Source organism: Paenibacillus sp. J22FR5 (assembly GCF_059691975.1).
In genome coordinates this window covers 534,500-551,896 of sequence record NZ_JCAUAN010000002.1, presented here as the reverse complement: position 1 = coordinate 551,896, position 17,397 = coordinate 534,500, and the positions used below count along the sequence as shown (strand labels likewise).

The 17,397-nt window shown below is 43.6% G+C and carries 19 protein-coding genes; 3 read left to right on the top strand and 16 right to left on the bottom strand.

Features of this window, described 5'->3' with window-relative positions:
- Positions 1 to 7: 7 nt before the first annotated feature.
- From AC58P7_RS05865 to AC58P7_RS05825, 9 genes are all read right to left on the bottom strand, one after another.
- The gene (locus tag AC58P7_RS05865; protein WP_497340744.1) at positions 8 to 775 is read right to left on the bottom strand and encodes an ABC transporter permease; all 768 of its coding nucleotides are present in this window, start codon (positions 773 to 775) and stop codon (positions 8 to 10) included.
- Positions 775 to 1,065 (bottom strand): thiamine-binding protein, encoded by a 291-nt coding sequence (locus tag AC58P7_RS05860; RefSeq protein WP_056621187.1) that lies wholly within the window; start codon positions 1,063 to 1,065, stop codon positions 775 to 777. Before AC58P7_RS05860 ends, AC58P7_RS05865 begins: the two co-directional genes overlap by 1 nt.
- Before the next feature lie 28 nt (positions 1,066 to 1,093).
- Positions 1,094 to 2,110 (bottom strand): ABC transporter substrate-binding protein, encoded by a 1,017-nt coding sequence (locus tag AC58P7_RS05855; RefSeq protein ID WP_497340742.1) that lies wholly within the window; start codon positions 2,108 to 2,110, stop codon positions 1,094 to 1,096.
- A 336-nt stretch (positions 2,111 to 2,446) separates the two neighbouring features.
- Complete coding sequence (locus AC58P7_RS05850) at positions 2,447 to 2,854, bottom strand: VOC family protein (RefSeq protein ID WP_497340740.1); 408 nt, start codon at positions 2,852 to 2,854, stop codon at positions 2,447 to 2,449.
- A 13-nt stretch (positions 2,855 to 2,867) separates the two neighbouring features.
- Positions 2,868 to 3,719 (bottom strand): patatin-like phospholipase family protein, encoded by an 852-nt coding sequence (locus tag AC58P7_RS05845; protein ID WP_497340738.1) that lies wholly within the window; start codon positions 3,717 to 3,719, stop codon positions 2,868 to 2,870.
- A 277-nt stretch (positions 3,720 to 3,996) separates the two neighbouring features.
- Positions 3,997 to 4,137 (bottom strand): hypothetical protein, encoded by a 141-nt coding sequence (locus tag AC58P7_RS05840; protein WP_497340736.1) that lies wholly within the window; start codon positions 4,135 to 4,137, stop codon positions 3,997 to 3,999.
- A 77-nt stretch (positions 4,138 to 4,214) separates the two neighbouring features.
- Positions 4,215 to 5,780, bottom strand: a complete 1,566-nt coding sequence (locus AC58P7_RS05835) for a DUF3369 domain-containing protein (protein WP_497340734.1) — start codon at positions 5,778 to 5,780, stop codon at positions 4,215 to 4,217.
- Positions 5,777 to 7,312 (bottom strand): sensor histidine kinase, encoded by a 1,536-nt coding sequence (locus tag AC58P7_RS05830; protein ID WP_497340732.1) that lies wholly within the window; start codon positions 7,310 to 7,312, stop codon positions 5,777 to 5,779. The genes AC58P7_RS05835 and AC58P7_RS05830 overlap by 4 nt, the downstream gene beginning before the upstream one ends.
- Positions 7,313 to 7,320: 8 nt before the next feature.
- On the bottom strand, positions 7,321 to 7,701 hold the full coding sequence (locus AC58P7_RS05825; protein WP_497340730.1) for a hypothetical protein: 381 nt from the start codon (positions 7,699 to 7,701) through the stop codon (positions 7,321 to 7,323).
- A 321-nt stretch (positions 7,702 to 8,022) separates the two neighbouring features.
- On the opposite strand from AC58P7_RS05825, the gene AC58P7_RS05820 reads away from it, so the two are divergent.
- Positions 8,023 to 8,340 carry a hypothetical protein gene (locus tag AC58P7_RS05820; RefSeq protein ID WP_497340729.1) on the top strand — a complete coding sequence of 106 codons (318 nt, stop codon included), beginning with the start codon at positions 8,023 to 8,025 and terminating at the stop codon, positions 8,338 to 8,340.
- 112 nt (positions 8,341 to 8,452) lie between these two features.
- On the top strand, positions 8,453 to 9,088 hold the full coding sequence (udk, locus tag AC58P7_RS05815; RefSeq protein WP_497340727.1) for a uridine kinase: 636 nt from the start codon (positions 8,453 to 8,455) through the stop codon (positions 9,086 to 9,088).
- A 468-nt stretch (positions 9,089 to 9,556) separates the two neighbouring features.
- On the opposite strand, the gene AC58P7_RS05810 is transcribed toward udk, so the two are convergent.
- Positions 9,557 to 9,826, bottom strand: coding sequence for a hypothetical protein (locus tag AC58P7_RS05810; protein WP_497340725.1), 270 nt, complete (start codon positions 9,824 to 9,826; stop codon positions 9,557 to 9,559).
- Positions 9,816 to 10,358 (bottom strand): hypothetical protein, encoded by a 543-nt coding sequence (locus AC58P7_RS05805; protein ID WP_497340723.1) that lies wholly within the window; start codon positions 10,356 to 10,358, stop codon positions 9,816 to 9,818. The genes AC58P7_RS05810 and AC58P7_RS05805 overlap by 11 nt, the downstream gene beginning before the upstream one ends.
- Positions 10,359 to 10,528: 170 nt before the next feature.
- Here AC58P7_RS05805 and AC58P7_RS05800 point away from each other — a divergent pair, with 170 nt between their 5' ends.
- A complete protein-coding gene (locus tag AC58P7_RS05800; protein ID WP_497340721.1) occupies positions 10,529 to 11,644 on the top strand; it encodes an aminopeptidase in 1,116 nt (371 codons plus the stop codon).
- Positions 11,645 to 11,720: 76 nt separating this feature from the next.
- On the opposite strand, the gene AC58P7_RS05795 is transcribed toward AC58P7_RS05800, so the two are convergent.
- The 5 genes from AC58P7_RS05795 to cyoA all read right to left on the bottom strand — a co-directional run bounded on the left by AC58P7_RS05795 (position 11,721) and on the right by cyoA (position 17,321).
- On the bottom strand, positions 11,721 to 13,202 hold the full coding sequence (locus AC58P7_RS05795) for a L,D-transpeptidase family protein (protein ID WP_497340719.1): 1,482 nt from the start codon (positions 13,200 to 13,202) through the stop codon (positions 11,721 to 11,723).
- A gap of 204 nt (positions 13,203 to 13,406) precedes the next feature.
- Positions 13,407 to 13,736 carry a cytochrome o ubiquinol oxidase subunit IV gene (gene cyoD / locus AC58P7_RS05790; protein ID WP_497340717.1) on the bottom strand — a complete coding sequence of 110 codons (330 nt, stop codon included), beginning with the start codon at positions 13,734 to 13,736 and terminating at the stop codon, positions 13,407 to 13,409.
- On the bottom strand, positions 13,737 to 14,351 hold the full coding sequence (cyoC, locus tag AC58P7_RS05785) for a cytochrome o ubiquinol oxidase subunit III (RefSeq protein ID WP_497340715.1): 615 nt from the start codon (positions 14,349 to 14,351) through the stop codon (positions 13,737 to 13,739).
- Positions 14,351 to 16,318, bottom strand: a complete 1,968-nt coding sequence (locus AC58P7_RS05780) for a cbb3-type cytochrome c oxidase subunit I (RefSeq protein ID WP_497340713.1) — start codon at positions 16,316 to 16,318, stop codon at positions 14,351 to 14,353. Before AC58P7_RS05780 ends, cyoC begins: the two co-directional genes overlap by 1 nt.
- A gap of 40 nt (positions 16,319 to 16,358) precedes the next feature.
- The gene (gene cyoA / locus AC58P7_RS05775) at positions 16,359 to 17,321 is read right to left on the bottom strand and encodes a ubiquinol oxidase subunit II (protein WP_497340711.1); all 963 of its coding nucleotides are present in this window, start codon (positions 17,319 to 17,321) and stop codon (positions 16,359 to 16,361) included.
- Positions 17,322 to 17,397 lie beyond the last annotated feature (76 nt).

Below are 17,397 nucleotides of genomic sequence, written 5' to 3'. Positions count from 1 at the left end.
CCCCTTTCTACGATGACCGTTTGACGTTCCAACGAATGACAATTTTCTCCAGCCCTGCAATCAGCCAGAAAAAGAGTAAACTCAGGATCACGATGATCCCAATCGCTACAAATTCGCGATCCGCACGGAAGGCTGATTTCTGTAAGATCATGTAATAGCCGAGCCCCACATTTCCGCCCAGCCATTCGGCGATGACAGCTCCCATGACACTGTAGGTGGCCGATATTTTGAGTCCCGTAAACAGGAATGGCAGCGCATGCGGAAGCTCTAATTTATAGAAAATTTGGCGTTTCGATGCACCGATCATTTGCATATAGTTGTACATACTTCGATCGGTCTGCATGAAGCCATCTAATGTTGACATCGTCACAGGGAAGAAACAGACAAGTGAAATCAATAAAATTTTAGGTAAAAGGCCAAAACCAAATAAAATAATTAATAGCGGACCCAACGCGATGACAGGGATATTTTGAGATAGGATCAGAAGCGGATAGAACCCAGCCTTAACGAACGGCAGCCTATGTAATAAGCTGGCAACGAGAACACCGCCAAGTGCCCCTACACCAAAACCAATACACATCAATCGCACCGTTGCCCACATATGCATCCAAACGCGAGGCATATCCGTCGTTCCGTCTCGCCAAATTTTAAGTGGACTCGGAAGCAACCAATCTGCGGTCCCCCCCCAAGTGACAGCAAGCTGCCAAATAAACAAGAGAAGGATGACTACCACAAGTGGTGGCCATCCTGCTTTCATCCAACGCCCAATGTTCATTATCTGTATTTCTCCGTCAGCTTGTCCATCGAAGCTCCCGACGGATTGAAATAAATTTTCACTTGTGAGATGACGTTCGGACTCCCCATATCGATCATCGCGGTATTCATATCTTGAATAATCAGTAAGAGTTGATCCAACTCGCCTTCCATCGTCGTCTCTAGTGGGGATACGAAATATTTAACGCCTGACTTTGCGATCACTTCGATCGCGCGGTCAACATAAGGAATAACGTCTTCGCCATTCACTGTTTTAGGAATGATTTGAATGCTGACAAGCGCATTAGCCATTGGAAATCTCCTCTTTTAGCCTATTAGTTTATTTCGTGCTTCCCGGTAAAAATGTGTTCGTGAATGCCGCATCAACATCCAGCTTTTTCTCCAAAAGCTTGTGGTCCAGCATCCAAGCAGCGTAATTTTCCCACACGGATTTCTTCTGCTCGCCCCAACGTGCTGCATCATCCTGATAACGTGGGCTTAACCATTTTTGACTAGCAACGACCAACTTAGGATCAAGATCTGGGACGGCTTTGATCAGAATATTAGCTGCTTCCTCTGGCTTCGTTATCGCATATTGATAACCTTTCGACGCCGCAGCTACGAATGCCTTGACGATTTCAGGTTTCGCCTCGATCATCTTCTCATTTGTCGCCAGAACCGGTGTATAATAATCCAGTTTATCCGAATATTTGTTCAAATAAATCATGTTCAGAGGCTCACCGCGAAGTTCCGCATCAATACCTGTCCAAGCGTAGTAAATCCAAGCAAAATCGATATCACGTTTGACCGCTGTAAAATAATCTGCCTCGCCGATATTGACCATTTTCACTTTCGTCGGATCTGCTTTCTCGGATTGCATCAGGGAATCAATCATCGCACTTTCGGATGGAGCTCCCCAACCGCCGTACGTTTTGTTTTCGAAATCCTTAGGCGTCTTGATGTTCTTGGCAACCGGCGAAGCAAAGCCAGAAGTATTATGTTGAATAACTGCTGCAATCGAGACTAATGGAACACCCTGAATTCGGCCTTGTGTAATACTTTCTTGATAGCTCACGCCAAACTCTGCCGCTCCAGAAGCGATCATCGTATCCGCTCCGCCTTCGCCTGGCGCAATAATCTGAACATTCAAGCCCTCTTGCTCAAAAAAACCTTGATCCTTCGCGACATACAACCCCGTGTGGTTCGTGTTCGGCGTCCAGTCTAGGACTACCTTCACATCGGTCAGCTTTTTAGCTCCATCTGTCGGTTGAACCGACTTCGTTGAATCGTTGCCGCAGCCTGCCATTAACACTGTGAAGCTGACAAGCATAAGTGGTGCAATTTTGTTCCATTTCATTTTTTGTTTCCCCTCTCCGCGTCCCTTTATGTACCCATAAGAAAAAGCCCCCGTTATCCGGGAGCGCCATGTGTAGAAAATGATATGTCCGATCGATATCTTCGATGGATGTGCATTTATATGAGATCTCTACGCTGGCATTACCCAGATCAGATAAACGGTTAGTGACAAAAACGGTCACAATCTCAGCCTGACTTCTCAAGCTCCCGTGGGTTCTTATTAGGTTAGTTTCTACCATACCGCATGTTTCGACAAAATGCAACTGATACGGAATGTCGGCTGCTCTATACCTATCAAAGATGGCTGGCCGCCCTCAGCACATTCAATTATATGAAGCTATCTCACAAGACTTAATTGCCAAGATACACCGAACCGATCACCCACCCAGCCGAATCTTTCACTAAATGGATAGGCATCTAACCCCATATAGACTTTGCCCTCTTGTGATAGCGTTTCAAATACGCGATTAATTTCCTCGACACTATCACAAGTCACAAACAATGATATCGAAGGAGTAAACGTAAAAGCATGCTCAATCGGACTGTCACTGCATATAAATTGTTGTCCATGAATGGAAAATGTCGCTTTCTTAACACTTCCCTCAGCACCAGGCTCATTAGGTCCATAACGTTGAATGCTGAGAATCTCAGACTGATCGAACAATGAGGTATACAGATTCATTGCCTCTTCAGCTTGACCGCTAAACATCAAAAACGTCGTTACTTTCTGTTTTCCTTGACTCATTCCTTGCAACCTCCTAATGTAGTAACCATTCCTTCAACTGTGGTCCAAGTCGTTTCGCATCTTCATATCCAAGCTCATGCAATTTCTCAAGCTTTCGCGGATCCTTCTCCATACGTCCAACTTCCACTTTCGTTGATGGCCGGATAATAATCGCACTTCCATCTGCTTCCATACGTTCAATTGTTTCTAACGTAGAATTGTAAATTTCACTGCGATTCACAAGCACATCCACAAGGCCGTTATATTTCGGATAAAAGCTTTTCGCTAGCCAACGCTGTTTAAAAGGCCTTTTACGGTAACCAAGTTCCTTGGTCAATACTATAATGTGTTTTTTATTGCCGTCGGCTACTGATTTCTGCACGGGGATCGGATCCACCAATCCACCATCAAACAAAGTTCTGCCCTCATATTGAATCGGTGTAGCCACAAAAGGCAACGAGCTTGAAGCTTGTACGATCGGCATCGTTTCTTGTTGGAGCTCATGTTTCGTAAAATAAATTGGCTCCCCAGTATGCGCATCTGTTGTACCAATGGCAAATTGCTGAGAAGAGGCATAGAACGTGTCGTAATCAAATGGCACTAGCCGGTTCGGCAGCTCATTGAAAATAAAATCCATGCCAAATATGCTTTTGCTACGTAATAAATTGCGATAGCTTAAATAACGATGATCCGCGATATAGCCGATCGTCACTTTCTTATTCCGCCCAGGTTGTTTAGAGATATATGAAACGGCATTGCATGCCCCTGCTGATACGCCGACCACATAGGGGAAATATAAATCCTGCTCCATAAAGTATTCCAAGACCCCTGCGGTGTATACCCCTCGCATACCTCCGCCTTCCAGTACGAGTCCAATTCCTTCCATGGTGACACCTTCTTTCTGTCTGTCTCAAGCCCCTTTCTAGCATACAGGAATTGTAAATTAAAAGAAACGGGCTTCTTTCTTCGAAAATGAGACAAAGACGAAGATTTCATCCTACTTTCTAAGACAAATTAGGGGAAATCCTACTTCAACCGTATTTTTGCCGAAATTTACGTGTACGTTAACTTTCTAAAACCTAATTCTGTACACAAATGGGGCGCACACCAAAAAAGCCCTTGCTCCGAGGAACAATGGCTTTTTGGCATACACATGGAACGAATTAAGATTTGTTTTTACTTATGTTATTTAAGCTTGGCGGAAATTCAGCCGCATTTTGCTTCGTTAGCGTCTGCGCCTCTTCCGTGAAGTGAGCGGCATTTTGTTGATTATTTTTCTTATCAGGTCGATTAACTTTTGGCATCCCTTTCACCTCCATCATCTCAACGGTAGTATGAGAAGGTGACCCTGATCTTATGCCATCAGAAATCCTTTAGATGGTTAACGATTTTCTTTATACAATTCTTTGATGACCATAAATTCGTCAAGATGATCTAGAAAGAGATCAACGATGACAGGGTCGAAATGTTTGCCTCGTTCAGACTTCAATAAATCTAATACCCGATCTAGTTCCCAAGCCTTCTTATAAACACGATCGCTGCAAAGTGCATCAAATACGTCTGCTAGGGCCGTTATTCGGCCATACAAGTGAATATTGTCCCCACTTAGTCCTTGTGGATAACCTGTCCCGTCGAATCGTTCATGATGCTGATGCGCAATAATTGCCGCGGCGTGAAGTACTTTCTTATTCGAATGCTTGAGCATTTCATAGCCTAAGTTTGAATGAGTTTTCATGATTTCGAATTCTTCCGTGGACAAGGAGCCTGGTTTATTGAGGACGGCATCTGGAATCCCAACTTTTCCAACATCATGCATCGGTGTCGCTAATCGTATGATTTCGGCTTCCTGCTCGGACAAGCCATACTTCAGAGCTAACAATCGCGAATACTCAGCCACTCTTTTCACATGATGTCCCGTTTCCTGCGACCGTGTCTCTGTGATCTCACCCATCGTGTAGATGATTTCCTGTTGCGTGCTTTCAAGCTCATTGTTCAAATAAATATTCTCGAAAGCAACAGAAACATTCGTGCAATAAATATCGACGAGGTAATGTTCCCATTCACTAAGTGCATTGAAACCATTCATAAAAATGACATTTTCCATCATCATCTTACTCTGGAAATAGATAACGAAACGATCCGCAGCAAATTTGCTTTTGCGAGTCTGAAACGCTAGTTCAATCTCCTCAAGTACATCCATAGGAACTACATCACGTGCTCTCGCATCTTGATTGGCTGCATAATCCCCGCTTGCTGCGAGAATATAAATATCCTCAACACCTTTGGTCACAGCAAAGCTGCAATGAATTGCGTTCTTATGTAAATTAACGATCGAGGTCATTTGGGTTAGTACACCTGAGGCAAATTTCTTCATCGACTGCAATTCAAATAAAGTCGCCGATGACTTAATAATCTCTTCCAAGCCGATCCTGCTTTTCTCAATCGTTTTGATATCCCGGAAGGATCGCAGTGCTGTAACTACCGTTGTAAATAGCTTCTGAGAGGTCAATTCTGTCTTTTCTTTATAATCATTAATATCATAATCCATGATGACGGTTCGCTCAGGCGCTTGACCAGGCTGACCAGTCCGCAAAATAATGCGCACAGCTTGATTATTCAATTCTTCACGAATATATTTAACGATCTGTAAGCCAGCGTCCTCGTATTCCATAACGACATCTAATAAGACGAGGGCCGTTTGTGGTTGCTCTCTCAAAAGTTTCTTCGCTTCTACTGCAGAGAAAGCACTATGAAATTCCAGTTTTCTTCCGGCGAATTCGAAGTCCTGCAGCACCATTTTCGTCACTTGATGAATTTGCTTCTCGTCATCCACAATAAGCACAATCCATGGTTCTTGCTCCACTGTCCTTAGGTTCGCAATTTCATCGTCTTCCTCAGCAGCAAAAAGAAGCTCATCCTGATCGACAGACTCCACTTCATTTGTCATAATTCAGCTTCCTCCTCTTTGGGGATTGTTATAGCAAATAAACTGCCTTGTCCCAATACACTCGTACATTGAATCGTGCCTTTTAAGGTTTCTTTGACAAGGTTATAAACGATATTCATACCTAATCCTGTTCCGCCATGCCCGCGGCTAGTTGTGAAGAATGGATCAAAAATGTGATCCAATACTTCTGCAGTCATCCCTTTGCCATCGTCGGTATAGGCAAGCAGGATATGGTCGGGATAGTCCATTACTCGGATACATAGTTTCCCTTCCTCATTAGCTTCATAAGCGTGATTCAATGAATTCATAACCAAGTTCGTAATAATTTGGGATAATGCACCAGGGTACGTAAATAACTTAAGTTTCTCATCGCAGTCTACTTCCAAGTGAATTTGAGTCTTCTTAAGCGCCGGTTTCAAACTTGCAATAATACCTTCAACATAATCTTTAAACAAGAAAGTCCTCTTAATCTCTACACTTTGATCTACTGAAATCTGTTTAAAGCTTCTTACTAAGGAAGAGGCACGTTCCAAATTCAACTGGACCATCGAAATCGTCTCATGCGTAATGGATAGAAATTGTTCTAAATCTGACTTTTTCATTTTCCCGGACTCATACAAAGACTGAAATTGTTTTGCTTTCTGATCCAGATAACTGATAGCTGTTACGCCAATCCCAATCGGCGTGTTAATTTCATGCGACACACCAGCAACTAAATTGCCCAATGCTCCCATTTTCTCCGAATGGACAAGCTGATCCTGCGTAACCTGCAACGTAGTCAGTGCCTGCTCAAGCTCATGATAACGTTCATCCAAATTGCTGACCATATCATTAAAAGCTTCCGAAACCTCAGCAATCTCCGGCGATGCCTTGAATTGCAGCTTAGGTAGATCCCCGCCTTGTTTAACGATAAGAGCCGCTTCTCGCAAACGACTTAATGGACGAATGACTATAACACGTATAATAAGCCATAATAAGGCTGATAAAAGAATGGCGATGCTAAGCCCTACGATCAAAATCAGCTTAGATCTATGTTGGAGCAGCAACTCTTCTTCCGACGAGTCGATAATAACCTCAACGGCCCCAACAACAACGCCGTCCTCTTGCAGCGGTGCGGTCAAGCGAACAATCGGCATATTCCTTTCTGCCATGGGAACGCGATCTACAATGGTATTATCCTGCGTTGGAATAATGATATGACCGGCTTTCATATAAGTTCCAACTTCTTCACGTCGCGAAGCCGCCAAAATTTTCCCTTGTTTATCGTACAGTTTCATTTCTAGAACACGGTTATTCTTGTACTGAATATAATCGAAAATCTGTTGAATATCTGTGATTGATTTTGATTCTTCGTAACGACCGTTAATAGCAATTGTCATACCGCTAATTTGACTTACATACGCTTCTCGAATCGATTGATTGAGACTAATGGTATCAAACACCATCATCGTCGAAATCATGCCTACAGTTACTGCCGTGACAAGGAATACGATACGCTTTTGCAAGCTTAGCTTCTTTTTTCGAAGAGACATGGCCATACCTACTTCACATCAAACGTCACGATTTTGCTAACATCGTAAGGCGTGTGGTCGTTATTATGTAAGGAAACCTTCACTTCGTGGGTCCCTTTGCTCAAATGATCTAATACCTTTTGCTTATCAGTGACTACGATCTTATCACCTTTGTCTAACGAAATATGAACATGGCCTTCGCCTTGAACACGTTGTTGATCGTAATGTTCCTTCGAAAGTTTTAGATTCGTTGTCAGATCTAAGGTCACCGTGTCGTCTTTAACAACGGCAGTCACCTCTAGAGCAGGAGTAAACGTTGTTGCTGTAGTAGTCGTTGTCTTCGCTGAACTGCAACCGGAAATAACTAACGATAATGCAGCAATCAAATAAAAACCCTTGATTGTATTCATTCTGTAATCCTCCATAAAGATGTTTTTTGTCTAAACATGCCAAAAAACTATCCTCTCTAGCTTAAGAATAATCAGGTAATTTGTCCACTTTTATTTTGGAAACATGTGTAAGAATAGATGTACTCTCGTAGTAGTCATTTTATTCAAAATTGTCTGACAATTGATGTCGAAAATTCATGATACCGCTCACATTTTGCGCTTACCCAGGAAATAATTTCATTTCCCGAAATCGAATGATTTCCCCACTTTTGGTGCAATGTAGTAAAGTCGCTTTCTTAGCTTCTCCCTTTTCATTACGAACCCATAGGAGGTCTTCCCCCAATGACAGAAACCCATCAGCATCAACAGCCGGTTCAGCATGCTATTGACGCCGCTGATCATGCCATGCTACATGCACAAGCCGCCCAGCATGAGCTGCAAGTCGCGATTACAGAAGCGAATCCGCACGCGATCCAATCCGCTCAAGCAGCTCTTGTTCAAGCTTACAAGGAGGTTGAACAAGCGCAGGAACAGCTGCGTACATTTGATAATGAGCAGTTTGGACAACAAATCAAGCAAACTTTCGAGCAATTGAATCAAGCCGCTCAAGATATCGAGGCCAATCAGGAGAAGTTTCATACGCCAAAGCAGATACGATAACGGCTTTCTCATTCTAAAAGTGATCGATATTCGATCGCTTTTTCTTTTTGTGTGCACATTATGTTAAACTACATAGGAAGGTTTTCAAGTTATTTGGGGAGGCACTACATACATGCTCGTGATTGGAATTGCCGGTGGCACCGGTTCAGGTAAAACAACAGTAGCCAGGTCGATCATTACTAAACTCGGATCTACGAATGTGACGTTAATTTCACAAGATAATTATTATCTTCATCATAGCGGACTGACCTTTGAAGAGCGGGAGCGCATTAATTACGATCATCCTCGTGCTTTTGAAAATGAATTGCTCCTACAGCATTTGAAAATGTTGAAAAGCGGGCAAGCCGTCGACATTCCTGTCTACGATTTCTCCCAACATGCACGTTCACAAGAAACAATCCGCATAGATGTTAAACCGATTGTGTTGCTAGAAGGCATTCATGTACTTACGGATGAAGAGCTGCGCGGCGCACTGAATATCAAGGTTTTCGTTGATACAGACCCTGATGTCCGTATCCTCCGTCGTCTATCTCGTGATATTAATGAACGCGGGCGGTCTTTGCAATCCGTTTTTGATCAATATTTAACGACAGTCAAGCCCATGCATGATGCTTTTATCGAACCCTCGAAGAAGTACGCGGACATTATTATTCCAGAAGGTGGAGAAAATCAAATTGGTATCTCCCTGCTTACCATTTTGACAGAACGTTATATGACGGATCAAGCAGCCAATTACGAAATCGGCTAAAGAATGAAGAAGAAGCCACCTCCCTTGGAATCAAGGAAAGTGGCTTTTTATCACTGTGTGCGCGCTCGGAAGATGAAACCTGATAGTTCCATGTAGCCAAATAGCAGCGATGTAATAAGCGGAAACCAAGCCAATGAAATGACGCTTGTTGTTCGTTTATGGGCGGCTTCAGCTCGTTCTGGCTTCTCATTTTGGAGTCTGGTCAGAAGAATCAAAATGAATAAAAAAATGCGCTAGTCGCCATAAAAGGCAGCCAAATCCCTGCTTTTAGCAATGTAATCCCTAAGGGTCCCAAACTAAATCCGATCCTATAAGCCATACCGTAAAGGAGATGTTGAGTCCTCTCTTCTTTTTCGGGCTTGAGGCAACTATCCATAACTGTGTGGCAAAATGCAAAGCACTATCCCCAATGCCCACAAGTAGGCGCAGCACAAACCAAAAGCCAACCTGTTGCCACACTGGGAAAAGTTAGTTAGCGATAATTATTAAGCTCATCCCGATCATAATAACGGGTTTATAGCCGAATCGTCGAACGGGCTTCTCGATGAAAAACATCGTCGAGAAAATCCCAAGATAGAGCGCCGCCGCGTTTACACCATTTGCATACGTTGAAACACCTGAGCTGTCGAGCAAAATCGTAAGCAATGGCAGGAGCATACCTTGACTCATACCTGCCACGATAATCAACATAATTAATGTGGTTAATTGATAATTAGATCGTTGTAATTCAAGTCCCATTCCCGAAATCCACCGTTTCCCATCTCTCGGCATAGTCATTTAGCTTGCCATGAAGGGGAACAAGGAACTGCGTAAAGATAACGAGTCTTGCTTTCTTAATCCACTCTTTGAAGGAAGGGTATGTAACGAATAGATTCGCATAGCGGTCACTCATACAAATAAAATGGGGACTAGGCGATTTCTCTGTCAAAAAACTCAGCGATGTATCTAGCGGCGTGTATTTCTTTCGCTTTCCTTCCCACTTATCTAGTTCTACTTGAAGTGTTGTATCCACATCTTCCAGTAATGCCTCTAAGTGCTTTACACGGGCATAATAGGGCATTTCCGTTCGAATATCCATCCTGCGAAGCGTCTCTTCATGTTGGGGATAGAAGATGACGCGAACGAATTTCCGTTCCTCAGCCCAAGCAATAAAAGCGCTCATTTCGCGCTCAGTCCAGTCCTCGAACGTTTCGAATACTAAGACTGTACCTTTCTGCGCTTCAGACGGGGGTTCATACCCGAAGGGTACCTTGATCTGATCTCTTGCCATAGCGTCCTCCTCTAGTTGTCGTTATATCTGGGTGAATTGTTGAAATAATCTTGCTCCTAAGTGTAGTATACCCCTTCCATCTCCTTGAAGCCATTGCCTTGATTGGATTACAGGAACGCGTTGCGTTATAATTTGCTGGTACGTATTTTTTATTAAGGGAGCCCTACAAAATGAGAGATCCGAGACTTCAAACTTTTGCCCGAAACATTATTCGATATTCCGTAAGCCTTCAGCCCGGTGAGAACATATTGATTGAAATGATTGGTGTCAAAGATCCAGAACTCGCGAAATGCTTAATTGAAGAAGTGTACGCGGCTGGAGGCAACCCATTCATCGAATTGCGCGATCCCGCGATTACGCGGAGCCTCCAGATGAAAGGCACACAAGCGCAATTCAGCGCATGGTCTGACATTGAGCTTGCTCGGATGAAACAAATGGATGCCTATGTAGCTGTTCGAAGTGGTGATAACATCACGGAATCCTCCGATGTGCCTGATGAACAAATGAAATTGTTCCTGAAATATTTCCAACGTCCTATCTTCGATGAGCGTATTAATAATACCAAATGGGTGGTTATGCGATACCCCAATCCTTCGATGGCTCAGTTGGCTGGTAAAAGCACAGAAGCTTTCGAAGATTTCTACTTTAATGTGTGTAACCTTGACTACAGCAAAATGGCGAAAGCCATGGAATCGCTAGTCGATCTCATGAATCGAACAGATCGTGTTCGTTTGGTAGCCAAAGGAACGGATCTCAACTTCTCCATTAAAGGTATCGGAGCTGTGCCTTGCTCCGGACTGCGAAACATCCCCGATGGCGAAGTTTATACAGCGCCTGTGAAAGATTCCGTTAACGGTGTCATTAGTTACAATACACCAACCATCTATTCCGGCACTTCCTTCGAGAATATTGTGCTGACATTCGAAAATGGCCGAATCATTAACGCAACTAGTAACGATACCAAGAAACTAAATGAAATCCTTGATACGGATGACGGCGCTCGTTTCATCGGCGAATTCGCGATTGGCGTGAACCCATATATTCAACATCCGATGAAAGATATATTGTTTGATGAGAAAATTGACGGCAGCATCCATTTCACTCCAGGGCAAGCCTACGAAACGGCGGATAACACCAACCGTTCCTCTGTTCACTGGGATATGGTTCTTATTCAACGTCCCGAATATGGCGGTGGCGAAATTTACTTCGACGACGTTCTCATCCGTAAAGATGGACGCTTCGTCATTCCTGAGCTGGAGAAGCTAAATCCAGAGAACTTAATGTAGTTAATGAATAGCAACACGACTAAAAAAGCAGTTGAGACTTACGAGAAAATTCTCTCGTTAAGCTTCAGCTGCTTTTTTAACCCAACCAATGAAATAGGACCTTTTCTGCCTTTTCCGAATGTATGGGTAAGCTTGCTGGGATTAGTAGTGAGGTGTGATTTACTACTCCAAGAAGAGGAGAACTGCCCGTGTTGGGGAGAATTTGCACTTCAGTCCCCTTGGGAACGAAAGGAAATATTTCCTGTATGTCTTCATTCGTTAGGCGGATACAACCCAAAGATTTATCCTCACCGATGGAACTCTCATCATACGTGCCGTGTAAAGCGATTGCTCCTAGTCCTAAGCCTGCATCTCCATAGCTCTGGGTAGTCTTCCCTTTCGGCTGTTGTACGCGGTCTACGACGTGAAATTTGCCTTCTGGTGTGCTTCCCTTGGCCCCAATTCCAATTTCTTTATCCCACAGTAAATACGGGCCACTAACGAGCTTCAACTGATGTTCAGCCTTATTGACTTCGAGATGGATAGGATCATATGGAATCCCTGCGCCGCCAGTTGTATTCGAATAAAACATATGCGCGACATCTGCCGCTTTGGGATCAAACACCCACCCCCCATCGCCACTGTAAGCATCAGAGATCTCATTAGAGCCCGAGATCGCCTCAACAGGGATGAAGCTCAAATAATTATTTGGATAATCCTTCAGCAGATCATTTAGGTGCATCGGCGCTTGTCCTACGTCCTCTCGATACGTCTCCAACGCGGTTCGAACTAAATTAGCACCAATCGCGCTAAGCGGTTGGTGCTCTTCAAATTCAGCGTTCAGAAACCGGATGTGAACCATGGAGTCTGCCCCTGGTTGATACGTTGCGACGACAATCGCGCGCTTGATAACGTCCTCATTGGTAAGCAGCATAGTTTTTCCTTTATCCCTGTCATCTTGCGAGACAATGCCGTAGATCATAATATTCGCATTTGGTATATCTTTTGCCAAAATCAAAGCTTGATCGTGAAGCTTTTTTTCGATCATTGAACGTTCGGTCTCTGGCGACAGATACAAGATAAATGGCTTGTCCACCGTTTCATAAGTAACCTCGCTGCCTACTCCCCATACTTTCATTTTGGAAATCGTGCGAGAGATCGAATGATCCCCTACGAAAAACAAAACCAAAAGTACATTAAGAACAAGAAGAACAAGCAGCAGCATTTTCATAAATGGAGGTAATAGAGGTTTACGAAGGGCGGGTATGGTTTGTGCTAATGTCGCAGCATGCGAAGCTTCTTGTAAATCTAATTGGTGAATCGCACGATTCGCTGCAGAATAGAAAGGTGATGGGTAAGTTTTCAGTACTTCCTTGTAGTGAAATCGAGCCCGTTTCCAATTCCCTCGCGCACGAAATTTCTGCCCCAAATTAAAATGAGCCTCCGGAGAATTCGCATCCAAATAACGAATCACTTTCTCATGGTACATCGGATCAGAATGACTAATGAACAAGTTCTTGTGCAAATGGATGAGGTGATCATCAAGTTGATTACGGAATCGTTGGTTTCGTCTGATCATTCGGCTCGTCTCCGTTCATGGAATTAGCTTGTCTCCTCAGATGATTGATACATTAAGTATCTTTGATACATAATGTATCATGTGTCAAATAGAAAGACAACCCTTTTATTGTTGAACGGTCGGCACACACGTCAGAACAAAATAGACGCCCTCAGCCAATCTAAGATTGGCAAAGAACGTCTGTTACTTAGTGATGTTAAAGACTTAATGAACCACTGTATTATATGTCATGATCCAGATCGAACCAGCTACGATGGTCAAAAGGATAACTAGACCAAAGATCAACGCCATGATGTTCCAACGTGCATTCTCGCCTTCTTTAACATGCATAAAGAAGAACAATTGCACACCGAATTGCAGGACAGCCATGAGTAGAATTAATACGAGTGTTCCCGTTTTATTCAGCATATGGTTCATGACAGCAACTAACGGGATAATGGTCAAAATAATCGATAATGCAAACCCGATCATATACGATTTCAATGATCCATGAGACTCATGATTGTTATGTGACTCTGTATGTGGTTGACTCACTTACATCACCCCCATGAGATAGACGACCGTAAATACGAAGATCCAAACAACATCAAGGAAATGCCAGTACAGGGAAATGACCGCAACTTTACGCTTCGTTACCGCCGTGATTCCGCGGCGTTTTAATTGAAAGATTAAACCAATCATCCAGATTAAACCCACGGAAACGTGCAACCCGTGTGTACCTACCAATGTGAAGAAGGCAGATAGGAAGGCACTCGTGCTGATTGTAGCACCCTCATGATTAACCATGTTAATAAATTCATTCAGTTCTAACCCAACGAAGGAAGCCCCTAGAAGTACAGTTACGATCAGCCAACCGATCAGTTGCTTCATATTTCCCTTATGCATACCAAGTACAGCTAACCCACTTGTAAAACTGCTAGTGAGCAAAATAAACGTCTCGGCGATAATCCCAGGCATTTTGAATAGCTCTTCTGCTGTTGGCCCACCATTTGTATTCTGATGAAGCACCACGTAGGTTGCGAATAAGGAGCCGAATAAAATACAGTCAGTGATTAGGAATATCCAAAATCCGAATGTTTTGAGTGATTCATGATCATGCTCATGATCGTGTTCATGATCGTGAGCACCATGTGCAGCTGTGTGTGCCATTAACCCTTCACTCCTTTCCACGCGTCTTCAGTCGCTTTCACTTCGGCCGCTGGAATATAGTAATCCGTATCATAGCTGAAGGAACGAGCAATCATACAGATGGCAACACCGATTAAGGCTGGAATCGTCAGCCACATCCAATCCCAAACGAAGCCAAAGCCTGCGAAAAACCACATGGCCGAGATAATGAACGGAATCGCAGAGTTCTTCGGCATATGAATCGGTTCATAGGTTGTAGGTGCTGGTTGCTTTTTCACCGTACCTTGTTTCTCTTCCCACCAAGCATCTGCGACATCCGCTTTTGGCAGCACAGCAAAGTTGTATAGAGGTGCAGGTGAAGGAATTGACCACTCGAGCGTGCGTGCATCCCACGGATCGCCAGTAAGATCTGGTTCTCTGAACTTAATGGAATGGGCAATTTGCCACACTTGGAAAATGAACCCGATGCCCATCAAGAAACCGCCAGCTGTTGAAACCAGATTGAGCGGGCCCCAACCCATATCCCAGCTATATGTGTAGGTACGTCGGGTCATCCCATCTAAACCTAGGAAATACTGCGGCATGAAACATACGTAGAAACCGATGTTCCACAACCAAAATGCCCATTTGCCCAGATGCTCATTCAGTTTAAAGCCGAACATCTTCGGCCACCAGTAATAGAGGCCTGCGAAATAGCCGAACGCTACCCCACCGATTAATACCTGATGGAAATGCGCGATTAGGAAATAACTGTTGTGGAATTGAAAATCAGCAGGCGCTACGGATAATAAGACACCCGTCATCCCCCCAACAACGAAACATGGAATAAAAGCAATCGTCCATAACATCGGTGTGGTAAAGCGAATTTTACCTCTGAACATCGTGAAGAGCCAGTTAAATACTTTTGCCCCCGTAGGAATGGCAATTAGCATGGTACTTATCGCGAAGAAGGCATTCACATCTGCCCCTGAACCCATCGTGAAGAAATGATGCGCCCAAGTGAAGAAGGACAATAAGCTAATAATCAACATGGCGAACACCATCGATTTATAACCGAACAGCTTCTTTTTGGAAAAGGTCGAAACGATTTCCGAGAATATACCGAAGGCTGGAATCACGACAATATAAACCTCAGGGTGACCCCACATCCAAATCAAGTTAATATACATCATTGGATTCCCGCCGCCGTCTAATGTGAAGAAGTGCGCACCCAAGAAGCGGTCTAGGAATAGCAAAGCAAGTGTAACCGTTAAGATTGGAAATGCAAAGATGATCATGATACAGCTTGAAAATACAGACCAAGTGAACATCGGCATTTTCATCAACTTCATACCTGGCGTACGCATTTTCAAAATGGTCACAATGAAGTTAATCCCTGTTGCTAAACTCCCGATACCTGATATTTGAATTCCCCAAAGATAGAAGTTCTCTCCCACACCGGGGCTATGCGACATTTCGGATAGTGGCGGATAGCTTAACCAACCTGCGTCTGGTGAACCACCTATAACGAAGGAAACGTTGAATAGCATTGCACCCCAGAAGAACATCCAGAAGCTTAGTGAATTTAAGAATGGATACGCGACATCGCGCGCTCCGATTTGTAATGGAACTACAATGTTAAATAACCCAAACATAAGCGGCATCGCCATGAATAAAATCATGATAACGCCATGTGTTGTGAAAACTTGATTATAATGTTCTGGCTGTAGAAACTGATTATCCGGAACAGCCAGTTGCAATCTCATCATGAGCGCATCAACACCGCCGCGGAATAACATCATAAGCGAACAGATGATGTACATGATCCCGATTCGCTTATGATCGACACTTGTCAACCATTCGCGCCAAAGCCAACCCCATTTCCTAAAGAAGGTTAGTACGAACACTATGGCTACTAACGAGAGGCCGATACTAACCTGAGCTCCCAGAATCATTGGATCGCCCGTTACGAAAAACTCGGAGGCAAAATCTTTTATTTTATCCAACATGAGCAGATCTCCCTTTCATGAAACTTTGATCTATGATCAATTACTTCGACATATTCATTTGACTATGGTCCATTTGTGAGTGGTCCATGGTATTTTCTTTCTTAGTATCCATACTCTCATGACCAGTCCTGTGACCATTGTGGACGGGCTGACCATTCGTATATTTCGTTACGGTTTGTTCGAAAAGCCCCTCTGGAATCGCTGAGAAATATTTCACGCCAGATTTACCTGGCATCGCTAATTCATCGTAGCCTTCTTTGGTTAATTTCGTAGGAACTTTCTTGGTCTTCGCAATAAACGCATCAAAATCTTCTTGCGAAGTGGCATTGACGTCAAACGTCATGTCAGCGAAATGCTCCCCACTAAAGTTCGCTCCAGTACCGAAATAATGTCCAATCTCATCGGCTTGCAAATATAGCGTCATCGCCATTCCTGACATTGTATAAATTTGCCCCCCTAGTTGTGGAATCCAGAAGGAATTCATCGGTGCATCCGATGTGAGTTCAAACTTAATCGGTGTATCTTCAGGAATTTGCAAATAATTCACGGTTGCAATCCCTTGCTCTGGATACGTAAACAGCCATTTCCAGTCGAGTGATGTCACTTGAATGGTTATAGGTGCTTTATCCGACTTCAAAGGCTTTGAAGGTTCTAGAGCGTACGTGTACTTAATTGTAATAACAGCCAACGTGACAATAATGATGATCGGCACAGCCCACCAAACAATTTCTAGTGACGTGCTGTGAGACCAATTCGGTTTATACGAAGCTTTGTTTCTTTTGCTATCCCGATACCGCCATACAATCCATGCCGTAAGAGCAAGTACTGGAACGAGAATCACCCCACACAATATAGAGGCGATCACAATTAAATCTCTTTGCTCAGCACCTACGGGTCCTTTGGGATCCAATACCATAGCTTGATGGCTGCAGCCTGAAAGTACTGCGATGATGGCGACCATCATGAAGAGCATCCCTGCTTGTACAAGCTTTCTCTTCTTCATCCTCTTTAACCTCCCAATCAACGAATCCTATCTGTTATGCTATCTGTTATCAACATATCATCTTGTTCAACAAAGA

What these genes read in the sequence shown, in the direction of transcription:
- AC58P7_RS05855 (WP_497340742.1), bottom strand. Translation starts at nt 2,110, where the DNA reads ATGAAATGGAACAAAATTGCACCACTTATGCTTGTCAGCTTCACAGTG.
- AC58P7_RS05825 (WP_497340730.1), bottom strand. Translation starts at nt 7,701, where the DNA reads ATGAATACAATCAAGGGTTTTTATTTGATTGCTGCATTATCGTTAGTT.
- AC58P7_RS05800 (WP_497340721.1), top strand. Translation starts at nt 10,529, where the DNA reads ATGAGAGATCCGAGACTTCAAACTTTTGCCCGAAACATTATTCGATAT.
- cyoA (WP_497340711.1), bottom strand. Translation starts at nt 17,321, where the DNA reads ATGAAGAAGAGAAAGCTTGTACAAGCAGGGATGCTCTTCATGATGGTC.
- AC58P7_RS05840 (WP_497340736.1), bottom strand. Translation starts at nt 4,137, where the DNA reads ATGCCAAAAGTTAATCGACCTGATAAGAAAAATAATCAACAAAATGCC.
- AC58P7_RS05795 (WP_497340719.1), bottom strand. Translation starts at nt 13,202, where the DNA reads ATGATCAGACGAAACCAACGATTCCGTAATCAACTTGATGATCACCTC.
- AC58P7_RS05835 (WP_497340734.1), bottom strand. Translation starts at nt 5,780, where the DNA reads ATGACAAATGAAGTGGAGTCTGTCGATCAGGATGAGCTTCTTTTTGCT.
- AC58P7_RS05865 (WP_497340744.1), bottom strand. Translation starts at nt 775, where the DNA reads ATGAACATTGGGCGTTGGATGAAAGCAGGATGGCCACCACTTGTGGTA.
- AC58P7_RS05820 (WP_497340729.1), top strand. Translation starts at nt 8,023, where the DNA reads ATGACAGAAACCCATCAGCATCAACAGCCGGTTCAGCATGCTATTGAC.
- udk (WP_497340727.1), top strand. Translation starts at nt 8,453, where the DNA reads ATGCTCGTGATTGGAATTGCCGGTGGCACCGGTTCAGGTAAAACAACA.
- AC58P7_RS05850 (WP_497340740.1), bottom strand. Translation starts at nt 2,854, where the DNA reads ATGAGTCAAGGAAAACAGAAAGTAACGACGTTTTTGATGTTTAGCGGT.
- AC58P7_RS05860 (WP_056621187.1), bottom strand. Translation starts at nt 1,065, where the DNA reads ATGGCTAATGCGCTTGTCAGCATTCAAATCATTCCTAAAACAGTGAAT.
- AC58P7_RS05805 (WP_497340723.1), bottom strand. Translation starts at nt 10,358, where the DNA reads ATGGCAAGAGATCAGATCAAGGTACCCTTCGGGTATGAACCCCCGTCT.
- AC58P7_RS05845 (WP_497340738.1), bottom strand. Translation starts at nt 3,719, where the DNA reads ATGGAAGGAATTGGACTCGTACTGGAAGGCGGAGGTATGCGAGGGGTA.
- AC58P7_RS05780 (WP_497340713.1), bottom strand. Translation starts at nt 16,318, where the DNA reads ATGTTGGATAAAATAAAAGATTTTGCCTCCGAGTTTTTCGTAACGGGC.
- AC58P7_RS05830 (WP_497340732.1), bottom strand. Translation starts at nt 7,312, where the DNA reads ATGTCTCTTCGAAAAAAGAAGCTAAGCTTGCAAAAGCGTATCGTATTC.
- cyoC (WP_497340715.1), bottom strand. Translation starts at nt 14,351, where the DNA reads ATGGCACACACAGCTGCACATGGTGCTCACGATCATGAACACGATCAT.
- AC58P7_RS05810 (WP_497340725.1), bottom strand. Translation starts at nt 9,826, where the DNA reads ATGGGACTTGAATTACAACGATCTAATTATCAATTAACCACATTAATT.